Source organism: Pseudomonas sp. C6002 (genome assembly GCF_013385805.1).
Lineage (GTDB): Bacteria > Pseudomonadota > Gammaproteobacteria > Pseudomonadales > Pseudomonadaceae > Aquipseudomonas.
On record NZ_JACAPH010000004.1, the window covers coordinates 193066 to 216812 of the forward strand.

General features: G+C 61.6%; 16 protein-coding genes and 2 tRNA genes. 14 read left to right on the forward strand and 4 right to left on the reverse strand.

What is annotated here, in order from left to right:
* Positions 1-89 precede the first annotated feature (89 nt).
* Positions 90-2024: a methyl-accepting chemotaxis protein gene (locus HX817_RS02045; RefSeq protein WP_008439098.1), complete on the forward strand. Its 1935-nt coding sequence runs from the start codon at positions 90-92 to the stop codon at positions 2022-2024.
* A 108-nt stretch (positions 2025-2132) separates the two neighbouring features.
* Here the strand turns inward: HX817_RS02045 and HX817_RS02050 are convergent, their stop codons facing one another.
* The 4 genes from HX817_RS02050 to HX817_RS02065 all read right to left on the reverse strand — a co-directional run bounded on the left by HX817_RS02050 (position 2133) and on the right by HX817_RS02065 (position 5215).
* Positions 2133-3698 (reverse strand): iron ABC transporter permease, encoded by a 1566-nt coding sequence (locus HX817_RS02050; protein WP_003217500.1) that lies wholly within the window; start codon positions 3696-3698, stop codon positions 2133-2135.
* Positions 3698-4723 carry an extracellular solute-binding protein gene (locus tag HX817_RS02055; protein ID WP_008439094.1) on the reverse strand — a complete coding sequence of 342 codons (1026 nt, stop codon included), beginning with the start codon at positions 4721-4723 and terminating at the stop codon, positions 3698-3700. Before HX817_RS02055 ends, HX817_RS02050 begins: the two co-directional genes overlap by 1 nt.
* Before the next feature lie 145 nt (positions 4724-4868).
* Positions 4869-4955 (reverse strand) — tRNA-Leu (locus HX817_RS02060).
* A gap of 173 nt (positions 4956-5128) precedes the next feature.
* A tRNA-Leu gene (locus tag HX817_RS02065) sits at positions 5129-5215 on the reverse strand.
* 224 nt (positions 5216-5439) lie between these two features.
* Between HX817_RS02065 and rnr the strand changes: the two genes are divergently transcribed.
* The 13 genes from rnr to HX817_RS02130 all read left to right on the forward strand — a co-directional run bounded on the left by rnr (position 5440) and on the right by HX817_RS02130 (position 23740).
* On the forward strand, positions 5440-8073 hold the full coding sequence (rnr, locus tag HX817_RS02070; protein WP_003217496.1) for a ribonuclease R: 2634 nt from the start codon (positions 5440-5442) through the stop codon (positions 8071-8073).
* On the forward strand, positions 8070-8825 hold the full coding sequence (gene rlmB, locus HX817_RS02075; RefSeq protein WP_003217493.1) for a 23S rRNA (guanosine(2251)-2'-O)-methyltransferase RlmB: 756 nt from the start codon (positions 8070-8072) through the stop codon (positions 8823-8825). The genes rnr and rlmB overlap by 4 nt, the downstream gene beginning before the upstream one ends.
* A 307-nt stretch (positions 8826-9132) precedes the next feature.
* Positions 9133-9555: a 30S ribosomal protein S6 gene (rpsF, locus tag HX817_RS02080; protein ID WP_003217491.1), complete on the forward strand. Its 423-nt coding sequence runs from the start codon at positions 9133-9135 to the stop codon at positions 9553-9555.
* A 28-nt stretch (positions 9556-9583) separates the two neighbouring features.
* On the forward strand, positions 9584-9814 hold the full coding sequence (gene rpsR, locus HX817_RS02085) for a 30S ribosomal protein S18 (protein ID WP_002551829.1): 231 nt from the start codon (positions 9584-9586) through the stop codon (positions 9812-9814).
* Between the two features lie 36 nt (positions 9815-9850).
* Positions 9851-10738, forward strand: a complete 888-nt coding sequence (locus tag HX817_RS02090; RefSeq protein ID WP_003217488.1) for a hypothetical protein — start codon at positions 9851-9853, stop codon at positions 10736-10738.
* 18 nt (positions 10739-10756) lie between these two features.
* The gene (gene rplI, locus HX817_RS02095; RefSeq protein WP_003171376.1) at positions 10757-11203 is read left to right on the forward strand and encodes a 50S ribosomal protein L9; all 447 of its coding nucleotides are present in this window, start codon (positions 10757-10759) and stop codon (positions 11201-11203) included.
* Between the two features lie 120 nt (positions 11204-11323).
* Positions 11324-12718 carry a replicative DNA helicase gene (gene dnaB, locus HX817_RS02100; protein ID WP_003217484.1) on the forward strand — a complete coding sequence of 465 codons (1395 nt, stop codon included), beginning with the start codon at positions 11324-11326 and terminating at the stop codon, positions 12716-12718.
* Between the two features lie 99 nt (positions 12719-12817).
* Complete coding sequence (locus HX817_RS02105) at positions 12818-15121, forward strand: YgiQ family radical SAM protein (protein WP_008439091.1); 2304 nt, start codon at positions 12818-12820, stop codon at positions 15119-15121.
* Positions 15122-15343: 222 nt separating this feature from the next.
* Positions 15344-16264, forward strand: a complete 921-nt coding sequence (locus tag HX817_RS02110; protein WP_134325641.1) for an NAD synthetase — start codon at positions 15344-15346, stop codon at positions 16262-16264.
* Entirely contained in the window at positions 16261-16710 is a 450-nt protein-coding gene (locus tag HX817_RS02115) for a hypothetical protein (RefSeq protein ID WP_177039705.1), read from the forward strand. The genes HX817_RS02110 and HX817_RS02115 overlap by 4 nt, the downstream gene beginning before the upstream one ends.
* Positions 16711-16897: 187 nt before the next feature.
* A complete protein-coding gene (locus HX817_RS02120; protein ID WP_003217475.1) occupies positions 16898-20188 on the forward strand; it encodes a DUF2126 domain-containing protein in 3291 nt (1096 codons plus the stop codon).
* Positions 20189-20363: 175 nt separating this feature from the next.
* On the forward strand, positions 20364-22850 hold the full coding sequence (locus HX817_RS02125) for a circularly permuted type 2 ATP-grasp protein (protein WP_177039706.1): 2487 nt from the start codon (positions 20364-20366) through the stop codon (positions 22848-22850).
* Positions 22850-23740: a transglutaminase family protein gene (locus tag HX817_RS02130; protein ID WP_177039707.1), complete on the forward strand. Its 891-nt coding sequence runs from the start codon at positions 22850-22852 to the stop codon at positions 23738-23740. Before HX817_RS02125 ends, HX817_RS02130 begins: the two co-directional genes overlap by 1 nt.
* Positions 23741-23747 lie beyond the last annotated feature (7 nt).

Genomic DNA, 23747 nt, shown 5'->3' on the forward strand with positions numbered 1-23747 from the left:
TTCCGCCTGGTAAACGGCACGACCCTTGCTATGGTTCTTTCTTTCGCGGTGCTATCAAATTAATGGCACCCGTGGTGGAGGGATTCCCAGTGTCTGCCGTTCTCTCATTGTTACAAAGCCGGCTGTTGCGGCCGGTGTTCGTTACCCTAGGTATCGCTCTTTTGGTGCAAGTACTGGTGGCCGTCGCCCTGACGCGAAGCACCGTCACTGCATTGGAAGCTGATTTGGGCAATCGCCTGGGCGTCGACAGCCAGAAACTGTCCGGCGAGTTGGCGCAAGCCGGCAAGGAAGTGACATCCAGCCTGGACAGTCTGTCTTCCAGCACGCGCCAGCGTCTGACGGCGGGGCTTTCCACGCGCCTGCAGGAAGAGCAGAAGCAACTGCGTGCGACCCTGGAAAAAGACCTGCAGGACTCTGCCAATGACATGGCGCAACTGCTCGCCTCGGTGGCGCCGCGCGCCATGTGGGACAGCGACGTGCCGACGCTGTCTGAGTTTGCCCGCAGGGCCCAGCGCAATCCCAACGTGTTGTTTGTGGTGTATGACGACGCGGCTGGTGAGCACCTGACCCGTTACCTCAATCGTGAAAACCCGATCAACCAGGCGCTGCTGGAAAAGGGCAAGGGCGAACGTGCCCTGGATAAAGTGCTGGATGCGGCGAAGAATGATCCCTCGGTGTTCTACGTCGAAGCGTCCATCAGCCCCAATGGCGTAGAGATCGGCAAGGTCCGCATGGGGGTTTCGACTGCCTCGGTCGAGGCTGACCTGGCCGCGCTGGACAAGCGTTTTGCTGCACTGATTGCCAGCGGTGACCAGTTGGTGGGCGACAGCCTCAAGGGTGCCGCGGCTGACAGCGCGGCGGCCATGGGCGCGCGTTTGCAGTCGGCGCAAGCCACCGCCACCCAGATGACCGCCAATACCACCAGCGCCGTGCAAGAGGCGGCGGGCACCTTGCGCTGGCGCATCGGCATGGGCCTGGCGGTGGTAGGTTTTGGTGTATTGCTATTGATTGCTGTAGTGCTCGGCCGTCGGGTGGTCAATCGCCTGAAGCTGCTGATTGCAGCGATGGACGACCTGGCGGCAGGCGAGGGCGACCTGACCAAGCGTGTGCAGATCAACAGCCGGGACGAAATCGGCGACATGGCCTCGGCGGTCAATCGCTTTGTGGATAAGTTGCAGCCGATCGTGCGTGAAGCCGGTGATGTGGCCCAGCGTACCGGTGTGGAAATCGGCGCGATGACCCTGCGCAATGCGGGTGCCGATGCGGCCGCCGGCTTGCAGCGTGATGAGGTTGCCGAAAGCCTGCGGGCGCTGTCGCAAATGGCGGATGAGGCCCAGGCGGAAAGCCATGCGATGCAGGCGGCCTTGCAGCAGGTGGTGGATATTCGCCAGGCGACTGATGAAAATTCCCGCACTTCAGCCGAAGTCGGCAGCTTGATCGAGGCGTTGGCGGGGCAGGTGCAGGCCGGTTCCAAGGTGATCGAGCGGCTGGCGCAGCAGAGCGAGCAGATCGAGGTGGTGTTGACGGTGATCCACGGGATTGCCGAGCAAACCAACCTGCTGGCGCTCAACGCGGCTATTGAGGCGGCGCGAGCCGGCGAGACCGGGCGCGGCTTTGCGGTGGTGGCGGACGAGGTTCGCGCCCTGGCCAGTAAAACCCAGAGTTCTACCGGCGACATCCAGGCCCACATCGTGGCCTTGCAGCAAGGCGCCCGTGAGGCCGTGGAAACCATCGGCAAGGCCGGGCGCCAGGCCAGCGAGGGTTTGCTGGTATTACGCGACAGCGTGCGCCTGCAGCAGTCGGTGCAGGCCTCGGTGGAGCAGGTGCATGCAGCGATTGGCCTGGCGACGCGGGCGGCTGAGCATCAGGCGCAGGGTGCGCATGCGGTGCGTGGGCGAGTCGAGATCATTCATGCCCAGGCTGAGCGAGCGGCGCAGGCGGTGGTAGAGACTACAGCCAGTGGCAAAGTGCTGGATGGGTTGGCTGCGCAGTTGAAGGCGAGCTTGGGGCAGTTCCGGGCTTGATGTCGCCTGGTGCGGCCCTTTCGCGAGCAAGCCCGCTCCCACATTCGACCGAGTTCCACTTCTGGAATGCGAGCAAATGTGGGAGCGGGCTTGCTCGCGAAAGCTATTTCAGCGGCTCAGGTACATCCGCGTCGTAAGCAAATACACCGGCAGTCCCGACACCAAAATCAACAATGCCGCATAGGGCGCCGCTGCCGCGAATTCCACATTCGAGGTGTGCGCCCACACGGCAGTTGCCAAGGTGTTCAGCCCGGTAGGGCTAAGCAGCAACGTCGCCGTCAATTCCTTCATTGCATCCAGGAATACCAGCGCAAACGCCGCCCCCAATGCCGGGAAAATAATCGGCAGCGTCACCCGGCAAAACGCACTGAACGACGACGCACCCAGCGTTCTCGCCGCCTCTTCCAGCTGTGGTGCTGCCTTGTTCAGCGCCGTGCGGATCGGCGCCTGGGCCAGGGGCAAAAACAGCAGCGCATAAGCGATCAGCAACAGCGCCGACGTCTGATACAGCGCCGGCACGTAATGCAGGGCGAAATACACCAGTGTCAGCGCAATCACCAGGCCGGGCAGGGCGTGCAGCAGGTACGGCAGGCGTTCCGCCCACAGTGCGAGCTGGCCCTTGTAGCGCACCACCAGCAAGCCCACCGGCACGGCAAACAACAGGCAAAGCGCGGCGCCACCCAGGGACAGCGCCAACGAAGAAAGCAGCGCCTCGCTGATCTCGGCTATCGGAAATGCCGCCGAACTGCCCACTGCCAGCCAATAACCGAGCATGCCCAGTGGAATGCCGCTGCCGATGATCGCCAGGAGCAGGCAATACAGCTGCCCCAGCGCCGCCCATTTGCCGAGTCGAACCTGTTCGGCATGCCGCGCCGCGCCCTGGCCGGTACGCACGTGCCGGCCCTTGCCGCGCACCCGCAGCTCCAGCCAGAGCAGCGTCAGGCACATCACCAGCAGCACCGCCGAAAGCATCGCCGCATTGGCGTTGCTGAACTCCAGCTCGAATTGCTGGTAGATCGCGGTGGTAAACGTCTGCAAGCCGATGATCGACAGCGCGCCGAACTCCACCAGCATATGCAGGGCAATCAACAGTGCCCCGGCCAGCAGTGACGGCCACAGTAAAGGCAAGGTGATGCGAAAGAACACGCCCCAGCGATTCAGGCCAAGGGTGCGGGCCGATTCTTCCAGGGATGGATCAAGATTGCGCAGGGTTGCCGCCACCGGCAGAAACACCAGTGGGTATTTGGACAGGGTCATCACCAGGATCGCTCCGCCCAACCCTTCAAAGTTGGCGCTTAACGAAACCCAGGTAAAGCTGCTGACAAACGCCGGCACCGCGAACGGCAGGCACAGGATCACTCCCCAGATCCGCCGCCCCGGCAGGTTGCTGCGTTCCAGCAGCCAGGCCAGGGACAAGCCGATCACGCCGCAGGCCACGGTGACGCCGACCATCAGCGCCAGGGTGTTGCGCAGCAACCCGAATACATAGGGCCGCCACAGCAAATGCACCGCCTCGGCCCATCCTGCCTGCCAGGCCTTGAGGCCGACATATGCCAGCGGCAACAGGCTCAGGCCTACCAGCAGCAGGACTGGTAGCAGCAACCAGATCGAAGGGCGTTTGCGTCTCGGCGTAAAACCCCCGCGCAAGGCGGGGGCGGGGAGCGATGGGTTCATCAGTTCAAGCCAACGTCACGTTCCAGTTCCAGGGCTTCTTCGGCGTTGCCCAGGTCGGCAGGGGTGACTTTCGGCGGTTGCAGCTCGCTGAAAGGCTTGAGGCCACGGTTGGATTCCATGCCCTTGCGCAACGGGTATTCGGCGGAAGTGTTGGTGATCACCCGCTGGCCTTCTTCGCTGGCCATGAATGCCAGCAATTGCTGGGCTTCCTTTGGATGCTTGCTGGATTTCAGTGCAGCCGCGGCAGACACGGTGATCAGGCCACCGGCATCGCCGTTGGTGAAGTAGTGCAGCTGCGAATCCAGGTTGGTTTTTTCTTTCTTCAGGGCGAACCAGTAGTAGTTGTTCACCAAGACAGTGGCGACTTCGCCATTTTCCACGGCCTTGAGCGCAACCATGTTGTTGCTGTAGACCTTGCCGAAAGCGCGCAGGCCGGTCAGCCACTCTTCAGCCGCTTCGCGACCGTGCAGCTTGATGATCGCTACGGCTTGTTCCTGGAAGGCGCCGCTGGTGGGCACGAAACCGACCTTGCCTTGCCACTCGGGCCCGGCGAAATCCAGTACCGACTTGGGCAGGTCTTTCTCGGCGATCAGTTTCGGGTTGAAGGCCACGACGCGGGTGCGTGCGGTCACGCCCATCCAGGCGCCGTTGGCGGCCACGTATTCCTTCGGCAGGACGTCGAGGGTGCTGGCGTCGATGGTTGCCAGCAGGCCTTGCTCGCCGAGTTTATTCAGCGGCGGCGATTCTTCGGTGTAGATCACGTCGGCAGGGGAGCGGTCACCTTCTTCGACGACCTGGCTGGCCAGCTGGTTGCTGCTGCCCTTGCGCACATTGACGTGGATGCCGGTCTTGGCTTCGAAGGCCTTGGCAAGTTCATCGCCGACCTCCTTGTGTTGGCCGTTGTACAAGGTCAGTGCAACCTTGTCGGCAGAATAGGCAGCGGGCGAGAGCAGGGTCAGGCCGAGCAGAGTGATGGTCAGGCCACGCAGAAGGGATGTCTTGAGACGGGTATCGCGGATCATCATCCGGGGTTTTCCTCACTTGAGTGCAACAAATCCTTACAAGGATAAACGATAAAACTTCTCAAGTGCGGACGAGGGGGGAAATCACCGGTCAGGTTTTCAAACCCCGGAAACGAAAAAACCCGCTTTCGCGGGTTTGATCTGAATTTGGTGCCCAGGAGAAGACTCGAACTTCCACGACCTTGCGATCACCAGCACCTGAAGCTGGCGTGTCTACCAATTTCACCACCTGGGCATTATCAACGCTTGCGCTGTTGATGGAGCGAACTATACGGAGGGCTTTTTGATCTGTAAACCCCTGATTCAAAAATATAAATCAAGATTCTTGTTAAAAATCAAAGGCCTGAAACGCAAAAACCCGCTTTCGCGGGTTTTTGGAGACTCAAGGCATAACCTTGAGTTTGAAATTGGTGCCCAGGAGAAGACTCGAACTTCCACGACCTTGCGATCACCAGCACCTGAAGCTGGCGTGTCTACCAATTTCACCACCTGGGCAGCATCAACAACGTTGCCGTCGTCGATGGCGCGCACTATACGGAGGCTATTTTGAGCTGTAAAGCCCTGCCATGAAAAAAGTCTGGAATATTTCGCCGACGGTCGCGCAAGGTGCATTCCAAGGGCTACAAAGTGCTTTTACGGGCTTGTTGACACCTGAAATTTCCCGTTTCAATACGCGTATGCCAAACTAACCCGCATATAGACAAGGTGAAAACTCTCTAATGGCCGATTGGCAGTCCCTCGATCCCGAGGCCGCTCGTGAAGCGGAAAAATATGAAAACCCCATTCCTAGCCGCGAACTGATCCTGGCGCACCTCGCCGATCGGGGTTCGCCTGCTAGCCGCGAGCAGCTGGTTGAAGAGTTCGGTCTGACCACCGAAGACCAACTCGAGGCCCTGCGTCGTCGCCTGCGCGCCATGGAGCGCGATGCCCAGTTGATCTACACCCGCCGCGGCACCTACGCGCCGGTGGACAAGCTCGACCTGATCCTCGGCCGCATCGCCGGCCACCGTGACGGTTTCGGCTTCCTGATCCCGGACGATGGCAGCGACGACCTGTTCATGAGCCCGGCGCAAATGCGCCTGGTGTTTGATGGCGACCGTGCCCTGGCCCGCGTTTCCGGCCTCGACCGTCGCGGTCGCCGTGAAGGCGTGATCGTCGAAGTGGTGTCCCGTGCCCACGAGTCCATCGTCGGCCGTTACTTCGAAGAAGGCGGCATCGGCTTCGTGGTGCCGGATAACCCCAAGGTCCAGCAGGAAGTGCTGATCACCCCGGGGCGCAATGGCGCCGCCAAAGTGGGCCAGTTCGTCGAGGTGAAAATCACCCACTGGCCCACTGCGCGCTTCCAGCCACAGGGCGATATCGTTGAAGTGGTCGGCAACTACATGGCGCCGGGCATGGAGATCGATGTTGCGCTGCGCACCTACGATATCCCTCACGTCTGGCCTGAGGCTGTGCTCAAAGAAGCCGCCAAGCTCAAGCCGGAAGTCGAAGAAAAAGACAAAGAGAAGCGCATCGACCTGCGTCATCTACCGTTCGTCACCATTGACGGCGAAGATGCTCGCGACTTCGACGATGCGGTCTACTGCGAAGCCAAGCCTGGCAAACTGCGCCTGTTCTCCGGCGGCTGGAAGTTGTTCGTCGCGATTGCCGACGTGTCCAGCTACGTGAAGATCGGTTCGGCCCTGGACAACGAAGCCCAGGTGCGCGGCAACTCGGTGTACTTCCCCGAGCGCGTCATCCCGATGCTGCCTGAGCAGCTGTCCAACGGCCTGTGCTCCCTGAACCCGAAAGTCGACCGTTTGGCCATGGTGTGCGAGATGACCATCTCGAAAACCGGCGAAATGACCGACTACCAGTTCTACGAAGCGGTGATTCACTCCCAGGCGCGCCTGACCTACAACAAGGTCAGCACCATCCTGGAACAGCCGAAAACCAGCGAAGCCAAGGCCCTGCGCGGTGAGTACGGGCATGTCGTGCCGCACCTCAAGCAGCTCTACGCGCTGTACAAGGTGCTGTTGGGCGCTCGTCACGTGCGTGGCGCGATCGACTTTGAAACTCAGGAAACCCGGATTGTCTTCGGTTCCGAGCGCAAGATCGCCGCAATCACCCCGACCACCCGTAACGATGCTCACAAGCTGATCGAGGAATGCATGCTGGCGGCCAACGTGGCCACCGCAGAATTCCTCAAAAAGCACGAGATTCCTGCGTTGTACCGGGTGCACGACGGCCCGCCGCCGGAGCGTCTGGAGAAGCTGCGTGCGTTCCTCGGTGAGCTCGGCCTGTCCCTGCACAAAGGCAAGGACGGCCCGACGCCGAAGGACTACCAGGCTCTGCTCGCGAGCATCAAGGACCGTCCGGATTACCACGTGATCCAGACCGTCATGCTGCGCTCCCTGAGTCAGGCGGTGTACAGCGCCGATAATCAGGGCCACTTCGGCCTGAATTACGAAGCGTACACCCACTTCACCTCGCCGATTCGTCGTTACCCGGACTTGCTCACGCACCGGGCGATCCGCAGCGTGATCCATTCCAAGCAGAACACCCCGCACGTCAAGCGTGCTGGTGCCATGACCATTCCGAAGGCACGGATCTATCCGTACGACGAAGCGGCCCTGGAACAGTTGGGCGAGCAGTGCTCCATGAGCGAGCGCCGTGCCGACGAAGCCACCCGCGACGTAGTGAACTGGCTCAAGTGCGAGTTCATGAAAGACCGCGTGGGCGAGTCGTTCCCGGGTGTGATCACTGCCGTGACCGGTTTTGGTTTGTTCGTCGAGCTGACCGACATCTACGTCGAGGGCCTGGTGCACGTCACCGCCTTGCCGGGTGACTACTACCACTTCGACCCTGTGCATCACCGCCTGGCGGGCGAGCGCACCGGTCGCAGCTTCCGTCTGGGCGATACCGTGGAAGTGCAGGTCATGCGCGTCGACCTCGACGAGCGCAAGATCGATTTCGGTATGCCTGACAAGCCGGCTGAACCGACTGGCCGTAAAAAACGTGGCAGCGAAACTGCAGCCCCGGCCAGCAAAGGCAAAGGCGCTCCTGCGAAAGCAGCGGTCGCCGAGCCCGCGCCAGCCAAGCCTGCGCGTCGTTCGTCTGCCAAGGACAAGGCCCCCGAAGCCTACCGCCCTAGCGATGCCGCGGCGAAAAACGCGGAGCTGCGCAAGAGCCGCGAGTTGAAGCAGCAGTTGCTCAACGAAGCCAAAAGCGGTGGTAAAGCGGCGTCTGGGGGAAAGTCCCGCGAGGCGGAAAAGCCGTCGAGCAAGCCGAGTAAACACCGTAAAGGCCCGCCAAAAGCGGGTTCGGCCCCCGCGAAAAGCGGCGGGTCGCGCAAACCTAAGGCCAAGTCATGAGTCTGGAAAAAATCTACGGCGTGCACGCCGTAGAAGCATTGCTGCGTCACCACCCGAAACGCGTCAAGCAGGTGTGGTTGGCAGAAGGCCGCAGTGAGCCGCGTGTTCAAGCGCTGGTCGAACTGGCCAATCAGAACAAAGTTGCCATCGGCCAGGCCGAGCGGCGCGAGATGGACGTCTGGGTCGAAGGCGTTCACCAGGGCGTGGTAGCCGACGTCAGTCCAAGCCAGGTCTGGGGCGAAGCGATGCTCGACGAGCTGCTCGACCGCACCGAAGGCGCACCGCTGTTGCTGGTGCTCGACGGCGTGACCGATCCGCACAACCTCGGCGCCTGCCTGCGTTCGGCGGATGCCGCCGGTGCGTTGGCGGTGATCGTGCCTAAAGACAAGTCGGCAACCTTGACGCCTGTCGTGCGTAAAGTCGCCTGCGGTGCTGCGGAAGTGATTCCGTTGGTGGCCGTGACCAACCTGGCGCGCACCCTCGAGAAACTCCAGCAGCGCGGCCTGTGGGTCGTGGGTACGGCGGGAGAGGCCGAGGTCAGCATTTATGACCAGGACCTCACCGGCCCGACCATCCTGATCATGGGTGCCGAAGGCAAGGGCATGCGCCGCCTGACCCGCGAGCATTGCGATTACCTGGTGCACCTGCCGATGGCCGGTAGCGTCAGCAGCCTCAACGTTTCAGTCGCAACGGGTGTCTGCCTGTTCGAAGCCCAGCGCCAGCGCGGCGCCAAGGCTAAAGCCAAGAAATAACCAAGTCTGGCGCAGGTCAAAATGTGGGAGGGGGCTTGCTCCCGAATACGGTGTATCAGTCAGTGCATTTGGTGACTGGCACATCGCTTTCGGGAGCAAGCCCCCTCCCACATTTGTTTTTGTGGTGTATGGGGGCTGTTCAAATAATCACCAATCACCTTGCACCCTTTCTCCCCCTTCTCTACAATTGCGCCCCTTGCCTTCATGGCAGGCACGCATGTGCCTCCCTTCGGCAAGATCCATAAGTGTCATTCACTCCTTGTCTGACCGTTTTTGAGCGGCAGGCTACAACCCGTAAGGAGCATTCATGCGTCATTACGAAATCATCTTTTTGGTCCACCCGGATCAAAGCGAGCAAGTCGGCGGCATGGTAGAGCGTTACACCAAGCTGATCGAAGAAGACGGCGGCAAAATCCACCGTCTGGAAGATTGGGGCCGTCGTCAACTGGCCTACGCAATCAACAATGTTCACAAGGCTCACTACGTGATGCTGAACGTTGAGTGCACTGGCAAGGCCCTGGCCGAGCTGGAAGACAACTTCCGCTACAACGATGCAGTGATCCGTAACCTGGTCATCCGTCGCGAAGAAGCCGTTACCGGCCAATCCGAGATGCTCAAGGCTGAAGAAAACCGCAGTGAGCGCCGTGAGCGTCGCGACCGTCCTGAGCACGAAGGCGCTGAAAGCGCTGATAGTGATGACAGCGACAACAGCGATAACGCTGACGAGTAATCCACGGACCTTTTAAGGAGCCTATCAAATGGCACGTTTCTTCCGTCGTCGTAAATTCTGCCGCTTCACCGCTGAAGACGTGAAGGAGATCGATTACAAAGATCTCAACACTCTGAAAGCCTACGTATCCGAGACCGGCAAAATTGTTCCAAGCCGCATCACCGGTACCAAAGCTCGTTATCAGCGTCAGCTGGCCACCGCTATCAAGCGCGCCCGCTTCCTGGCCCTGCTGGCCTACACCGACAGCCACGGCCGCTGAGACCGGGCAGTCGACAAGTAGTAAGGGATTGAATGCATGCGCGCCTTAGCTGAGTTCATCATGCGCGGTCGTGTGCAGGCCACTCTGGTAGTGGCTGGATGTGCAGCATTGCCGTTGTTGTATTGGTTGGGTGCTGCCGCGGGTTGCCTTGTGCTTCTGCGGCGCGGTTTGAAGGACGCCCTTGGCGTTCTTGCCCTGGGAATACTGCCGGCCTTGGTCTGGTGGTTGAAATTCGATGATCCACGGGTACTTCTGGTACTGCTCGGTTCATCGACCCTTGCGTTGGTTTTGCGCGCAAGTGAGTCCTGGGTCCGTACGCTGCTGGTCAGCGTGGCATTGGGGTTGGTGTATTCACTGGCGCTTGGCGCGGCTTTCCGCCCGCAAATCGAGGCGCTGGCGCAGGAGATCATCAAGATCCTGCCGCTGGCCCTCGGGGATCTCTACCAGCAGTTATCGGTAGAGGAGCGAGCGCGCTTTGCGTCAGTGGTTGCACCGATGCTTACCGGCCTGATAGCGGCACTGTTGCAGATTGTCAGCTTGCTGAGCCTGATTCTTGGGCGTTACTGGCAGGCGTTGTTGTATAACCCGGGTGGTTTTGGTCGCGAGTTTCGCAGTATCAGAATCCCCGCTGGACCGGCGATGTTGCTGCTGGCGTTCATGGTGGTCGGGCCGACTTTTGGCCTGGCGCTGTTGGTGCCGTTGTGCAGCGTACCGCTGGTATTCGCCGGCCTGTCCCTGATTCATGGGCTGGTGGCGCAAAAGCGACTGGGCAGATTCTGGCTGGTGGGGTTGTACGTGACGCTGTTGCTGTTCATGCAGCTGATCTATCCGTTACTCGTGGTCTTGGCCATTGTCGACGGCCTGATTGATTTTCGCGGTCGTCTGGCGCCGAAAGACGCCGATAACGCGAACGGTGAAGGTTAAAAGTTAGAGGATTTTCACATGCAACTGATCCTTCTGGAAAAAGTCGCCAACCTGGGCAACCTGGGCGACAAAGTGAACGTTAAGGCCGGCTACGGTCGTAACTACCTGCTGCCATACGGCAAAGCCACCGCTGCAACCGCTGCCAACCTGGCTGCGTTTGAAGAGCGTCGTGCCGAGCTGGAAAAAGCAGCAGCAGACAAAAAAGCTTCGGCCGAAACTCGCGCTGCCCAACTGGCTGAGCTGGAAGTGACTATCACTGCCACCGCCGGTGACGAAGGCAAGCTGTTCGGTTCGATCGGCACCCACGACATCGCTGATGCACTGACCGCCTCCGGCGTTGAAGTGCAGAAGAGCGAAGTTCGTCTGCCGAACGGCACCATCCGCAACGTTGGCGAATTCGATGTAGCCGTGCACCTGCACGCTGAAGTCGAAGCAACCGTACGCGTTGTTGTGGTAGCAGCTTAAGCAACACCTAACTGACTGGCACCTCGCGTGCCAGGCAGTTAACATCGGGCACGATCCTGTTCACAGGTCGTGCCTTTTGTTTTTCTGTAGCTCCTGATTCTCCAACTATTCCAAGTGGCCATGAACGATATCTCCGCTCCTGAGCAATATGACCTGCAAACCGCTGCCCTGAAGGTGCCGCCGCATTCCATCGAGGCCGAACAGGCCGTGCTCGGTGGCTTGATGCTGGACAACAACGCCTGGGAACGCGTGCTGGATCAAGTCTCGGACGGCGATTTCTACCGTCATGACCACCGCCTGATCTTCCGCGCCATTGCCAAGCTGGCCGACCAGAACTCACCGATCGACGTGGTGACCCTGGCCGAGCAATTGGACAAGGAAGGCCAAACGTCCCAAGTGGGCGGCCTTGGTTACTTGGGCGAGCTGGCGAAAAACACGCCATCGGTTGCCAACATCAAGGCCTATGCGCAGATCGTCCGTGCGCGGGCCACGTTGCGCCAGTTGATCGGCATCGCCACCGAGATCGCCGACAGCGCGTTCAACCCGGAAGGCCGCACTGCCGAAGAGATTCTCGACGAAGCCGAACGGCAGATCTTCCAGATCGCCGAGGCCCGGCCTAAAACCGGCGGCCCGGTCAGCGTCAACGACTTGCTGACCAAGGCCATCGACCGTATCGACACCTTGTTCAACACCGACAACGCCATCACCGGCCTGTCCACCGGCTACACCGACCTCGACGGCATGACCAGCGGCCTGCAGCCAGCCGACTTGATCATCGTCGCCGGCCGTCCGTCCATGGGTAAAACCACCTTCGCCATGAACCTGGTGGAAAACGCCGTGTTGCGCAGCGACAAGGCCGTACTGGTTTACTCCCTGGAGATGCCAGGCGAATCGCTGATCATGCGTATGTTGTCGTCCCTGGGCCGCATCGACCAGACCAAGGTGCGTGCCGGTCGCCTGGAAGACGACGATTGGCCGCGCCTGACCTCGGCGGTCAACCTGCTCAACGATCGCAAGCTGTTTATCGATGACACCGCGGGCATCAGCCCGTCGGAAATGCGCGCGCGTACCCGACGCCTGGTGCGTGAGCACGGCGATATTGCCCTGATCATGATCGACTACCTGCAGTTGATGCAGATCCCGGGCTCCAGCGGTGACAGCCGGACCAACGAGATTTCCGAGATTTCCCGCTCGTTGAAAGCCCTGGCCAAGGAATTCAACTGCCCGGTGGTTGCCCTGTCGCAGCTCAACCGATCTCTTGAGCAGCGTCCGAACAAACGCCCGATCAACTCCGACTTGCGGGAATCCGGAGCGATCGAGCAGGATGCTGACGTGATCATGTTCGTATACCGGGACGAGGTGTATCACCCGGAGACCGAGCATAAAGGCATCGCTGAAATCATTATCGGTAAACAGCGTAACGGGCCAATCGGCACCACGCGCCTGGCCTTCATCGGTAAATACACCCGCTTCGAGAACCTGGCGCCGGGCAGCTATAACTTCGAAGACGAGTAAAAGCGCTGCCCGCCAATTCCGACTGCAAAGGTCGGAATTGGTCAAATTTTGTGCTATATTCCGCGCCCGCGATTTTTCATCTCAACACCGGTCACCGTCATGCAAACAGCCAAGCCGTTATTTGACTATCCCAAGTACTGGGCCGAATGTTTCGGTCCTGCGCCATTCCTGCCGATGAGCAGGGAGGAGATGGATCAGCTTGGCTGGGATTCATGCGACATCATCATCGTCACCGGTGACGCGTACGTGGACCATCCGTCGTTCGGCATGGCAATCATCGGCCGGCTGCTGGAGTCCCAGGGCTTTCGCGTCGGGATCATTGCCCAGCCCAACTGGCAGTCCAAAGACGACTTCATGAAGCTCGGCGAGCCGAACCTGTTCTTCGGCGTCGCGGCCGGCAACATGGACTCGATGATCAACCGCTACACCGCCGACAAGAAAATCCGCTCCGATGACGCCTACACCCCAGGCGGCATGGCCGGCAAACGTCCGGACCGCGCGAGCCTGGTCTACAGCCAGCGCTGCAAGGAAGCCTACAAGCACGTGCCGATCGTGCTCGGCGGCATCGAAGCCTCCCTGCGCCGCATCGCCCACTACGACTACTGGCAGGACCGTGTACGCAACTCGATCCTGATCGACGCCTGTGCCGATATCCTGCTGTACGGCAACGCCGAGCGGGCCATCGTCGAAGTCGCCCAGCGCCTGTCGTGGGGCCACAAGATCGAAGACATCACCGACGTGCGCGGCACTGCGTTCATTCGCCGTGACACGCCTGAAGGCTGGTACGAGGTGGACTCCACCCGTATCGACCGTCCGGGCAAGATCGACAAGATCATCAACCCGTACGTGAATACCCAGGACACCCAGGCCTGCGCCATCGAGCAGGAAAAGGGCCCGGTGGAAGATCCGGAAGAGGCCAAGGTGGTACAGATCCTGGCCAGCCCACGCATGACCCGTGACAAGACCGTGATCCGTCTGCCGTCCGTGGAAAAAGTCCGTGGCGACTCGGTGCTGTATGCCCACGCCAACCGCGTGCTCCACCTGGAAACCAACCCGGGCAACGCCCGCGCGCTGGTACAGAAGCACGGCGAAGTGGATGTGTGGTTCAACCCGCCGCCCATTCCCATGACTACCGAAGAAATGGACTACGTGTTCGGCATGCCTTACGCCCGTGTTCCACACCCGGCGTACGGCAAGGAAAAGATCCCGGCCTACGACATGATCCGCTTCTCGGTGAACATCATGCGTGGCTGCTTCGGCGGCTGCACCTTCTGCTCGATCACCGAGCACGAAGGCCGGATCATCCAGAACCGTTCCGAAGAGTCGATCATTCGCGAAATCGAAGAGATCCGCGACAAGGTGCCAGGCTTCACCGGCGTCATTTCCGACCTCGGCGGCCCGACCGCGAACATGTACCGCATTGCCTGCAAGAGCCCGGAAATCGAATCCGCGTGCCGCAAGCCATCCTGCGTGTTCCCGGGCATCTGCCCGAACCTGAACACCGACCACTCGTCGTTGATCCAGCTGTACCGCAGCGCCCGTGCGTTGCCGGGTGTGAAGAAGATCCTGATCGCTTCCGGCCTGCGCTACGACCTCGCGGTCGAGTCGCCGGAGTACGTGAAGGAGCTGGTGACCCACCACGTCGGTGGTTACCTGAAGATCGCCCCGGAACACACCGAGGAAGGTCCGCTCAACCAGATGATGAAACCGGGCATCGGCAGCTATGACAAGTTCAAGCGCATGTTCGAGAAGTACACCAAGGAAGCGGGCAAGGAGCAGTACCTGATTCCTTACTTCATCGCCGCCCACCCGGGCACCACCGATGAAGACATGATGAACCTGGCCCTGTGGCTCAAGGGCAACGGCTTCCGCGCCGACCAGGTGCAGGCGTTCTACCCGTCGCCAATGGCCACCGCCACGGCGATGTACCACTCGGGCAAGAACCCGCTGCGCAAGGTCACCTACAAGAGCGACGCGGTGACCATCGTCAAGAGCGAAGAACAGCGCCGCCTGCACAAGGCCTTCCTGCGCTACCACGACCCGAAGGGCTGGCCGATGCTGCGTGAAGCATTGACTCGCATGGGCCGTGCAGACCTGATCGGGCCGGGCAAGGAGCAACTGATCCCGTTGCACCAACCGTCCACCGACAGCTACCAGAGCGCCCGTCGCAAAAACTCGACGCCGGCTGGCAGCCACAAGGTTGCGAAGGAAACCACCACCAGGATCCTCACCCAGCATACCGGCTTGCCGCCCCGTGGCAGTGACGGCAGCAACCCGTGGGACAAGCGCGAGCAAGCCAAGGCCGCGGCCATGGCGCGCAACAAGCAGGCCGCCAAGGAGCGCACCGACGCCGCCAAGGGCAAAGGCAAGAAGCCAGCCCGCAAGCCGGTCGTGCCGCGTTGATCGCAGCCTGAAACGCAAAAACGCCAGCCTCGTGCTGGCGTTTTGCTTTCTAGCGGGTGGGTAGCCTGTTTGTTAAGGTGGCGCCCATTCGAGCGCCATCGCAGGCAAGCCAGCTCCCACATGTGACCGGGTTTCAGCATGAGAATGCGGTCGAATGTGGGAGCGGGCTTGCTCGCGAAAGCGCCAGTTCAGACACCACCCATTTCAAGGAAGAACACCCCCATGAGCAGCCCCCTGCTTGGCATCGGCATGGACTCCAACCGCTCCCAGTTCATGGCCCGCCAGCGCATCGAAAGCCAGATCAACCTGCCACGCCTGTTTGCCGCCATCGACGCCGACCCCGGCATCGTGGGGGCGGGTGTGGTGTATATCGATGCCGACTTCAACATCGTGACCCTGCGCGAATTCCAACCCATCTGCAGCATTGCGCCCAAACGCGTGATCCTGCGGGAAGCGCAGCGGTACATAGCGCCGGCGCAGTTCGCCCAGCAGGTGCAAGACAATCCCCGTGAATCGCGGCTGGTGGGTGAAGCGATCAACACCACGCTGTCGTGTGCCGGTGCAGTCATCGGCTGGGTAGTGGTGCTCAGCGGCTCTGTCGCGATACCGTTTTCGGCGGGTGCCAGTACGGTGGTCGCAGCCCTCGGCTACACCGCTGCGGCAGCCAGTACCGTTCAGTGTTTTGCCGGTGGCTACCGGACCGTCAACGAAATAAGAAATCCGTCGCGCAACGACGAGCTCGACGGCGAGGAATGGTATCAATACACGATGATCGCGTTGGACGCCGCATCGTTGGTCGGAGTCGGTGCATCGTCACTCACCACCCTCAAGTTGGTCCGGCTGAATAAGGCGACCACCGGCAAAAGTGTTCGGGAGGTACTGAAAGGCTTGAATCGACAAGAGCGCGCCAAACTGACCAAGGAGTTGCTGAGCATTAACGACCCTCGCTTGAGCTCGAAGATGCTCAAGTTGCGACAGTTGTCAGGTGAGCTGCCCAAGCGCTTCACGCCCACACAGGTCAAGCACGCAACGGTCACGCAAATACAGGATGCGTTGGGCGCCTCGATTGGCTTCACGGGCAGTGCGCTCTCCGGGAATGTCCGAACCATTGCCGTAGGTCTATACGAGGAGATTGAGCAATGAACCAAGCACCGAGCATTCGTGCCTTTCTATCCCGGTACTTTCCGGTTTTCATGGGGGCGATATTTGCAGCGGTATTTTCCCTGGTCTTCGCGGTGCCTTTGTTTTTTGACAGCTATTTCCGGGACCTTCCCCTGGCGGATAACGCCAAGTACTCCTTTCTCGGCGGAGTCGCTCTGACGTTGGTCATCGTGCACTGCAACTTCATGATTGCGCGCGGGCACCCGCAATGGGTCTGGCCACTGGTGGTGTTACTGGGGCTTTGTTTCGCGTGTGTGCTGCCCACTATCGTGTATCAGCCGCATGCGTTCATTTATGGCGTGAGCGTGCTTTTACCCTTACTTGCACTGCTATTGCTTAACAGCAAGCGCCACCGCGAAATGCGCCAGAAACTGGTCGAAGTGCGCCACCTGCGTGAAGCCGTGATCGCCAGGCACAAAGCCCGTTGACTGGGTAGATTCACCACCCACCCTCACACTCCCGCCACAAATATGTGCAACCCTCGCACCACGACGGCAGCCATCGCGCCGTTTTGGTGCTGTACTGCACCGGGTCCCACGATAAAGCGCAATGACCACTGCTCTGGCATAAGTCTTGCGCGCTTTGTTTCCATGCCCTGGCTCGCAGGAGGCCGCCGTGTCGATTCATGTCGCGTTGCACCACGTTACGCATTACCGCTACGACCGCGCGGTCGAACTCGGCCCACAGATTGTTCGTCTGCGTCCGGCGGCCCATAGCCGCACGCGGATTCTTTCCTACGCGCTGAAGGTGCTGCCGGAACAGCACTTCATCAATTGGCAGCAAGATCCCCAGGGCAATTACCTGGCGCGTCTGGTGTTCCCGGAAAAAACTGACGAGCTGCGCATCGAAGTCGACCTGGTCGCGGAGATGGCGGTATTCAATCCGTTCGATTTCTTTCTGGAACCCTACGCCGAAAAAATCCCTTTCAGCTACGCCGCCGATGAGCAGCGCGAGCTGGCGCCGTACCTCGAAACATTGCCGCTGACCCCGAGATTCGCCGCGTATCTGGCGGGTATCGACCGCACGCCGTTGCCGGCGGTGGATTTCCTGGTGGGCCTGAATCAGCGCCTGGCCGCCGATATCGGCTACCTGATCCGCATGGAACCGGGCGTACAGACCCCGGAGTTCACCCTGGAAAATGCCTCCGGTTCCTGCCGGGATTCGGCGTGGTTGCTGGTGCAACTGCTGCGCAACCTTGGGTTGGCGGCACGATTTGTGTCGGGCTATCTGATCCAGCTGACCGCCGACGTCAAAGCCCTCGACGGCCCGTCCGGCACCGAGGTGGATTTCACCGACCTGCACGCCTGGTGCGAAGTGTATTTGCCCGGCGCCGGCTGGATCGGCCTCGATGCCACCTCCGGTTTGTTCGCCGGTGAAGGTCATATCCCGTTGGCCTGTAGTCCTGATCCTTCTTCCGCGGCGCCCATCAGCGGCCTGGTGGAACCCTGCGAGTGCGAATTTACCCACGAGATGTCCGTGGAACGGATTTGGGAAGCGCCCAGGGTTACCAAGCCCTACACCGAAGAGCAGTGGCTGGCGATCCAGGCCCTGGGCCGGCAGATCGACGGTGACCTGCACAAGGACGACGTACGCCTGACCATGGGCGGCGAACCCACCTTCGTCTCCATCGACGACCCCGACGGGGCGGAATGGAACACCGCCGCCCTGGGCCCGGACAAACGCCGGCTGTCCGCCGAGCTGTTCCAGCGCATGCGCAAGCACTACGCACCCAAGGGCCTGGTGCATTTCGGCCAGGGCAAGTGGTACCCCGGCGAGCAACTGCCGCGCTGGTCTCTCAACTGCTACTGGCGCCGCGACGGCGTGCCGATCTGGCACAACAGCGCGCTGATCGCCGATGAGCAGCAAAGCTACGGTGCCGATGGCGTGATGGCCGGGCGTTTTCTGGCCAGCGTTGCCGAGCGCCTGAAACTGCCCGCGCAGTTTGTATTCCCGGCCTACGAAGACAATTTCTATTACCTGTGGCGCGAAGGCGCCTTGCCGCAAAACGTCAGCGCCGAAGATCCGCGCCTGGAGGACAAGCTTGAGCGCGAGCGCCTGCGCAAGGTCTTCAGCCAGGGCCTGGATAAAGTCATCGGCCAGGTGCTGCCGCTGGCGCGCACGGCGGCCAATGACCGCTGGCAGAGCGGGCGCTGGTACCTGCGGGACAACCATTGCCGCCTGGTGCCGGGCGATTCACCGTTGGGTTATCGCCTGCCACTGGCCTCGCAACCGTGGGTAACGGCGGCGGACTATCCGTTCGTGCACCCCACCGATCCCAATCAGGACCTGGCAGACCTGCCGACCACCTCACAACTGCAAAGCCATGGCGAGGCAGCTGCCAGCCAAGACCGTATCCCGAAGATCGACGAGTCTGCCGACTGGCTGACCCGCACCGCCCTGTGCGCCGAGGCACGGGACGGCCGCTTGTACCTGTTCATGCCGCCGCTGGAACGGGTCGAGGATTACCTGGAACTGGTGGCCGCCATCGAAGCCACCGCCGAAGAACTGCATTGCCCGGTGTTGCTGGAAGGTTATGAGCCGCCGAGCGACCCACGCCTGAGCAACTTCCGGGTGACGCCGGATCCGGGTGTGATCGAGGTCAACGTGCAGCCGTCCGCCACCTGGGACGAGTTGGTGGAACGCACCGAGTTTCTCTACGAAGAAGCCCGGCAAACCCGCCTCACCACAGAAAAATTCATGATCGACGGGCGCCACACCGGCACCGGCGGCGGTAACCACTTTGTGCTCGGTGGCGCTACGCCCAAGGATTCGCCGTTCCTGCGGCGTCCCGATCTGCTGCGCAGCCTGATCAGCTATTGGCATAACCACCCGTCGCTGTCCTACCTGTTTTCCGGCCTGTTCATCGGCCCGACTTCCCAGGCACCACGGGTCGACGAAGCGCGCAACGATGCGTTGTATGAGCTGGAAATCGCCTTCGCGCAGATGCCCGAAGCGGGCGAAGAATGCCCGCCATGGTTGGTGGACCGCCTGCTGCGCAACCTGCTGATCGACGTCACTGGCAATACCCACCGTGCCGAGTTCTGCATCGACAAGCTCTACTCGCCGGACGGTGCCACCGGCCGCCTGGGCCTGCTGGAATTGCGTGCCTTTGAAATGCCGCCCCACGCCCGCATGAGCCTGACCCAACAATTGCTGCTGCGGGCACTGGTCGCGCGGTTCTGGCGTGAACCCTATGCGCCGCCGAAGCTGGCGCGCTGGGGCACAGAGCTGCATGACCGCTTCCTGCTGCCGCACTTTATCGAGCAGGATTTTGCCGACGTGATCGTCGAGCTGAACGCTGCCGGTTATCCGCTGCGGGCCGAATGGTTTGCCGCGCACCTGGAGTTCCGTTTTCCCAAGGTCGGTGACTACGCCGTCAGCGGTATCGAACTGGAATTGCGCCAGGCCCTGGAGCCCTGGCATGTGCTGGGCGAGGAGGGCGCGGTGGGCGGTACGGTGCGTTACGTGGATTCGTCCCTGGAGCGCCTGCAGGTCAAGTTGAGTGGCCTGCCGCCCCAGCGTTACCTGCTGACCTGCAATGGCATCCCGGTGCCGCTGCAACCCACCGGGCGCGTCGGCGAGTTTGTGGCTGGCGTGCGTTATCGCGCCTGGCAACCGGCCAACTGCCTGCAGCCAACGATCCCGGTGCATGCGCCACTGGTGTTCGATCTTTTGGATACGTGGATGCAGCGCTCGCTGGGCGGTTGCCAGTACCATGTCGCCCATCCGGGCGGGCGCAATTACGACAGCCTGCCGGTGAATGCCAATGAAGCTGAAAGCCGGCGGATGGCGCGGTTTTTCCGCTTGGGACACAGCCCCGGGAAATTGCCGGTGCCGAGTGTGGTGATCAATGATGAATTGCCGATGACCCTGGATTTGCGGCGCTTCCCCAATAAGAATGACTAAATGCGATTCAAAATGTGGGAGCGGGCTTGCTCGCGAATACGGTGTATCAGAAACACATTAAGTGACTGACACTCCGCTTTCGCGAGCAAGCCCGCTCCCACACAAGCCCGCTCCCACAGTTGGATCGCGTGGTTTGTGAGTTAATTCGACTTCCCTTGCCTCTGCCGAGCGTTCCATGCCCGACTTGCTCGACCGTTACCCGCTGACCGCGGGCACTTATCACGAACTGCTGGACGACAGCGGCGCGGTTCGCGCCCATTGGCAGCGGTTGCTCGATCACCTGCAACGCAGCACCCCGGCGCAACTGGCCCAGCGCCAGGCCTTGCTGACCCGGCAGATCCAGGAAAACGGCGTGACCTACAACGTCTACGCCGACCCCAAGGGCGCGGATCGCCCCTGGGAACTGGACCTGTTGCCCCACGTGCTGGCGGCCGATGAATGGAAGCAACTTGCCGCCGGCATCGCCCAGCGCGCACGCCTGCTGAATGCGGTACTGGCCGACCTCTACGGCCCGCAACGCTTGATCGCCGAAGGCTTGCTGCCGGCAGAACTGGTGTTCGGCCATAACAATTTCCTGTGGCCGTGCCAGGGCATCCAGCCGCCCGACGGCGCGTTCCTGCACCTGTACGCCGTGGACCTGGCGCGTACGCCGGATGGCCGCTGGTGGGTCACCGCCGACCGGACCCAGGCCCCGTCCGGCGCCGGTTATGCTTTGGAAAACCGCACCATCGTGTCCCGCGCCTTCCCGGACCTGTACCGCGACTTGCAGGTGCAGCACCTCACCGGGTTCTTCCGCACCCTGCAGGAAACCCTGGCCCGCCAGGCGCCGAGCGACGACCAGCCACCGCTGATCGTGCTGCTGACCCCGGGCCGTTTCAACGAAAGCTATTTCGAGCATCTGTACCTCGCCCGCCAGCTTGGCTACCCGCTGGTGGAAGGCGGCGACCTGACCGTGCGCGACGCCACGGTGTACCTCAAGACCCTCAGCGGCCTGCGCCGGGTGCACGCGATCATGCGCCGCCTGGACGACGACTTCTGCGACCCGCTGGAACTGCGCACCGACTCGGCCCTCGGCGTGCCCGGCCTGCTGGATGCCGTGCGCCAGGGCAATGTGCTGGTGGCCAACGCCCTGGGCAGTGGCGTGCTGGAGTCCCCCGGCCTGCTGGGCTTTCTGCCGAAGATCAATCAATTCCTGTTTGGCGAAGAGCTGATCCTGCCGTCCATCGCGACCTGGTGGTGCGGTGAGCCGCCGGTGCTGGCCGAAGCCCTGGAGAAACTGCCGGAGCTGCTGATCAAGCCGGCGTTTCCGTCGCAAAGCTTTACCCCGGTATTTGGCCGCGACTTGAACGACGAACAACGCGAGGCCCTGGCTGAGCGCATGCGCGCGCGGCCTTACGCCTATGTCGCCCAGGAACTTGCGCAGTTGTCCCAGGCGCCGGTCTGGCACACCGTTGACGATCACCTTCAGCACCGCGCCATCGGCATGCGTGTGTACGCCGTAGCCAGCGCCGACGGTTATCGGGTACTGCCCGGTGGCCTGACCCGTGTGGCCGCCGATGCCGATGCCGAAGTGGTGTCGATGCAGCGCGGCGGTGCGAGCAAGGACACCTGGGTGCTCGGCGAACGTGCCCATGGCACCGAGCAATGGCGCGCCCAACGGGCCATCGGCGCCCATGACCTGGTGCGGCGTGATCCGTACCTGCCGTCGCGGGTGGTGGAAAACCTGTTCTGGTTTGGCCGTTATTGCGAGCGCTGTGATGACAGTGCGCGCTGGTTGCGGATCGTCCTCGCCCGCTATGTCGACGGAGACGACCCGCTGGCGCTGCAGGCGGCGGTTGAACTGGGTGAGAACCTGCGACTGTTGCCGGAGGAGGGCGAGTTGCCTGAGCGGCTTCAGGCGGCGTTGCTCGGTGATGACTGGCCCTCGAGCCTGCGGGCCAACTTGCAGCGCTTGCAGTGGGCGGCGTCCCAGGTGCGCGGCAAGCTGTCCCGGGAAAACTGGCAGGCGCTGGTGGAGTTGCAGCGCGAAGCCCTGGAACTGGAAAGCGAAGAGCCGGACTTCGGCGAACTGCTGGATTTCCTCAACCGCCTGGTGATGTCCCTGGCCGCGCTGTCGGGCTTTGCCCTTGACGACATGACCCGCGACGAGGGCTGGCGCTTCCTGATGATGGGCCGGCGCATCGAGCGCCTGCAGTTTCTCAGCAGCAGCCTGGCGGCGTTCCTGCGCGGCGTGGCGGTGTTCGATCAGGCCGGGCTGGAGTGGTTGCTGGAACTGGGCAACAGCAGCATCACCTATCGTTCGCGCTACCTCGCGGTACCGCAGCTGATTCCGGTGCTGGACCTGTTGCTGCTGGATGAGCAAAACCCCCACGCAGTGCTGTTCCAGCTGAAACTGGTGAGCCGCACCTTGCGTCGCTTGAATGACGATTTCAGCGTGCCCCGGGAAACCGGGCTGGCGCCGTTGGTGGAGCGCCTGGCGCGCTTTGACCTGGGCTGCCTGGAGAACCCGCTGTTCGGCGAGTCCAGTGTGCGTGCCGCGCTGGATGGCCTGGCCGACCTGCTGCAAGCGGTGGCCGATGAAAGTGGGCAAGTCTCCGACCGCCTGGCCTTGCGCCATTTTGCCCATGTGGACGATGTCAGCCAGCAAACGGTGTCTGTGTGATGAGTGCCCGCTACCAGATTTTCCACGATACCCATTATCACTACGACAGCCCGGTGTCCCTGGCCCAGCAGCTCGCGCACCTGTGGCCGCGGCCTTGCGCCTGGCAGCGCTGCAGCTCGCAGCAACTGGAGATCAGCCCCGAGCCGACCGCGCGCCGGGATGAGCTGGACGTGTTTGGTAACCCGATCACCCGGCTGGCGTTCGAGCGGCCCCACGATGAGCTGTTGGTCAACGCCGGGCTGACGGTGGAAGTGCTGGCGCGGCCGCTGCTGGATTTCAGCCTGTCGCCGGCCTGGGACCAGACCCGCAACGGCCTGACCTACAGCAGCCAGCCGCTGTCGGCTGAAGTGATCGAGGCCTGCCGCTATCGGTTCGAATCGCCCTATGTGCATCTGAAGAAAAGCTTCGTCGAGTTCTCCGAAGACTGTTTCCCGGCAGGTCGCCCGTTGCTGCTGGGTGTGCAGGCGCTGATGCAGAAGATCTTCAGCGAATTTACTTTCGATGCCGAAGCCACCCAGGTCGCCACGCCGTTGGTGGAAGTGCTGGAGCGCCGGCGCGGCGTGTGCCAGGACTTCGCCCACCTGATGCTCGCGTGCCTGCGTTCCCGGGGCCTGGCGGCGCGGTATATCAGCGGTTACCTGCTGACCCAGCCACCGCCCGGCCAACCACGGTTGATCGGCGCGGATGCGTCCCACGCGTGGGTGTCGGTGTTTTGCCCGGTGTCGGGTTGGGTGGATTTTGACCCGACCAACAATGTGCAGCCGGCACTGGAACACATCACCCTGGCCTGGGGCCGGGACTTTTCCGATGTTTCGCCGTTGCGGGGGGTGATTCTGGGGGGAGGGAGCCATGACCCGGAAGTGCGGGTGACGGTGATGCCGCTGGAGTAATGCACAT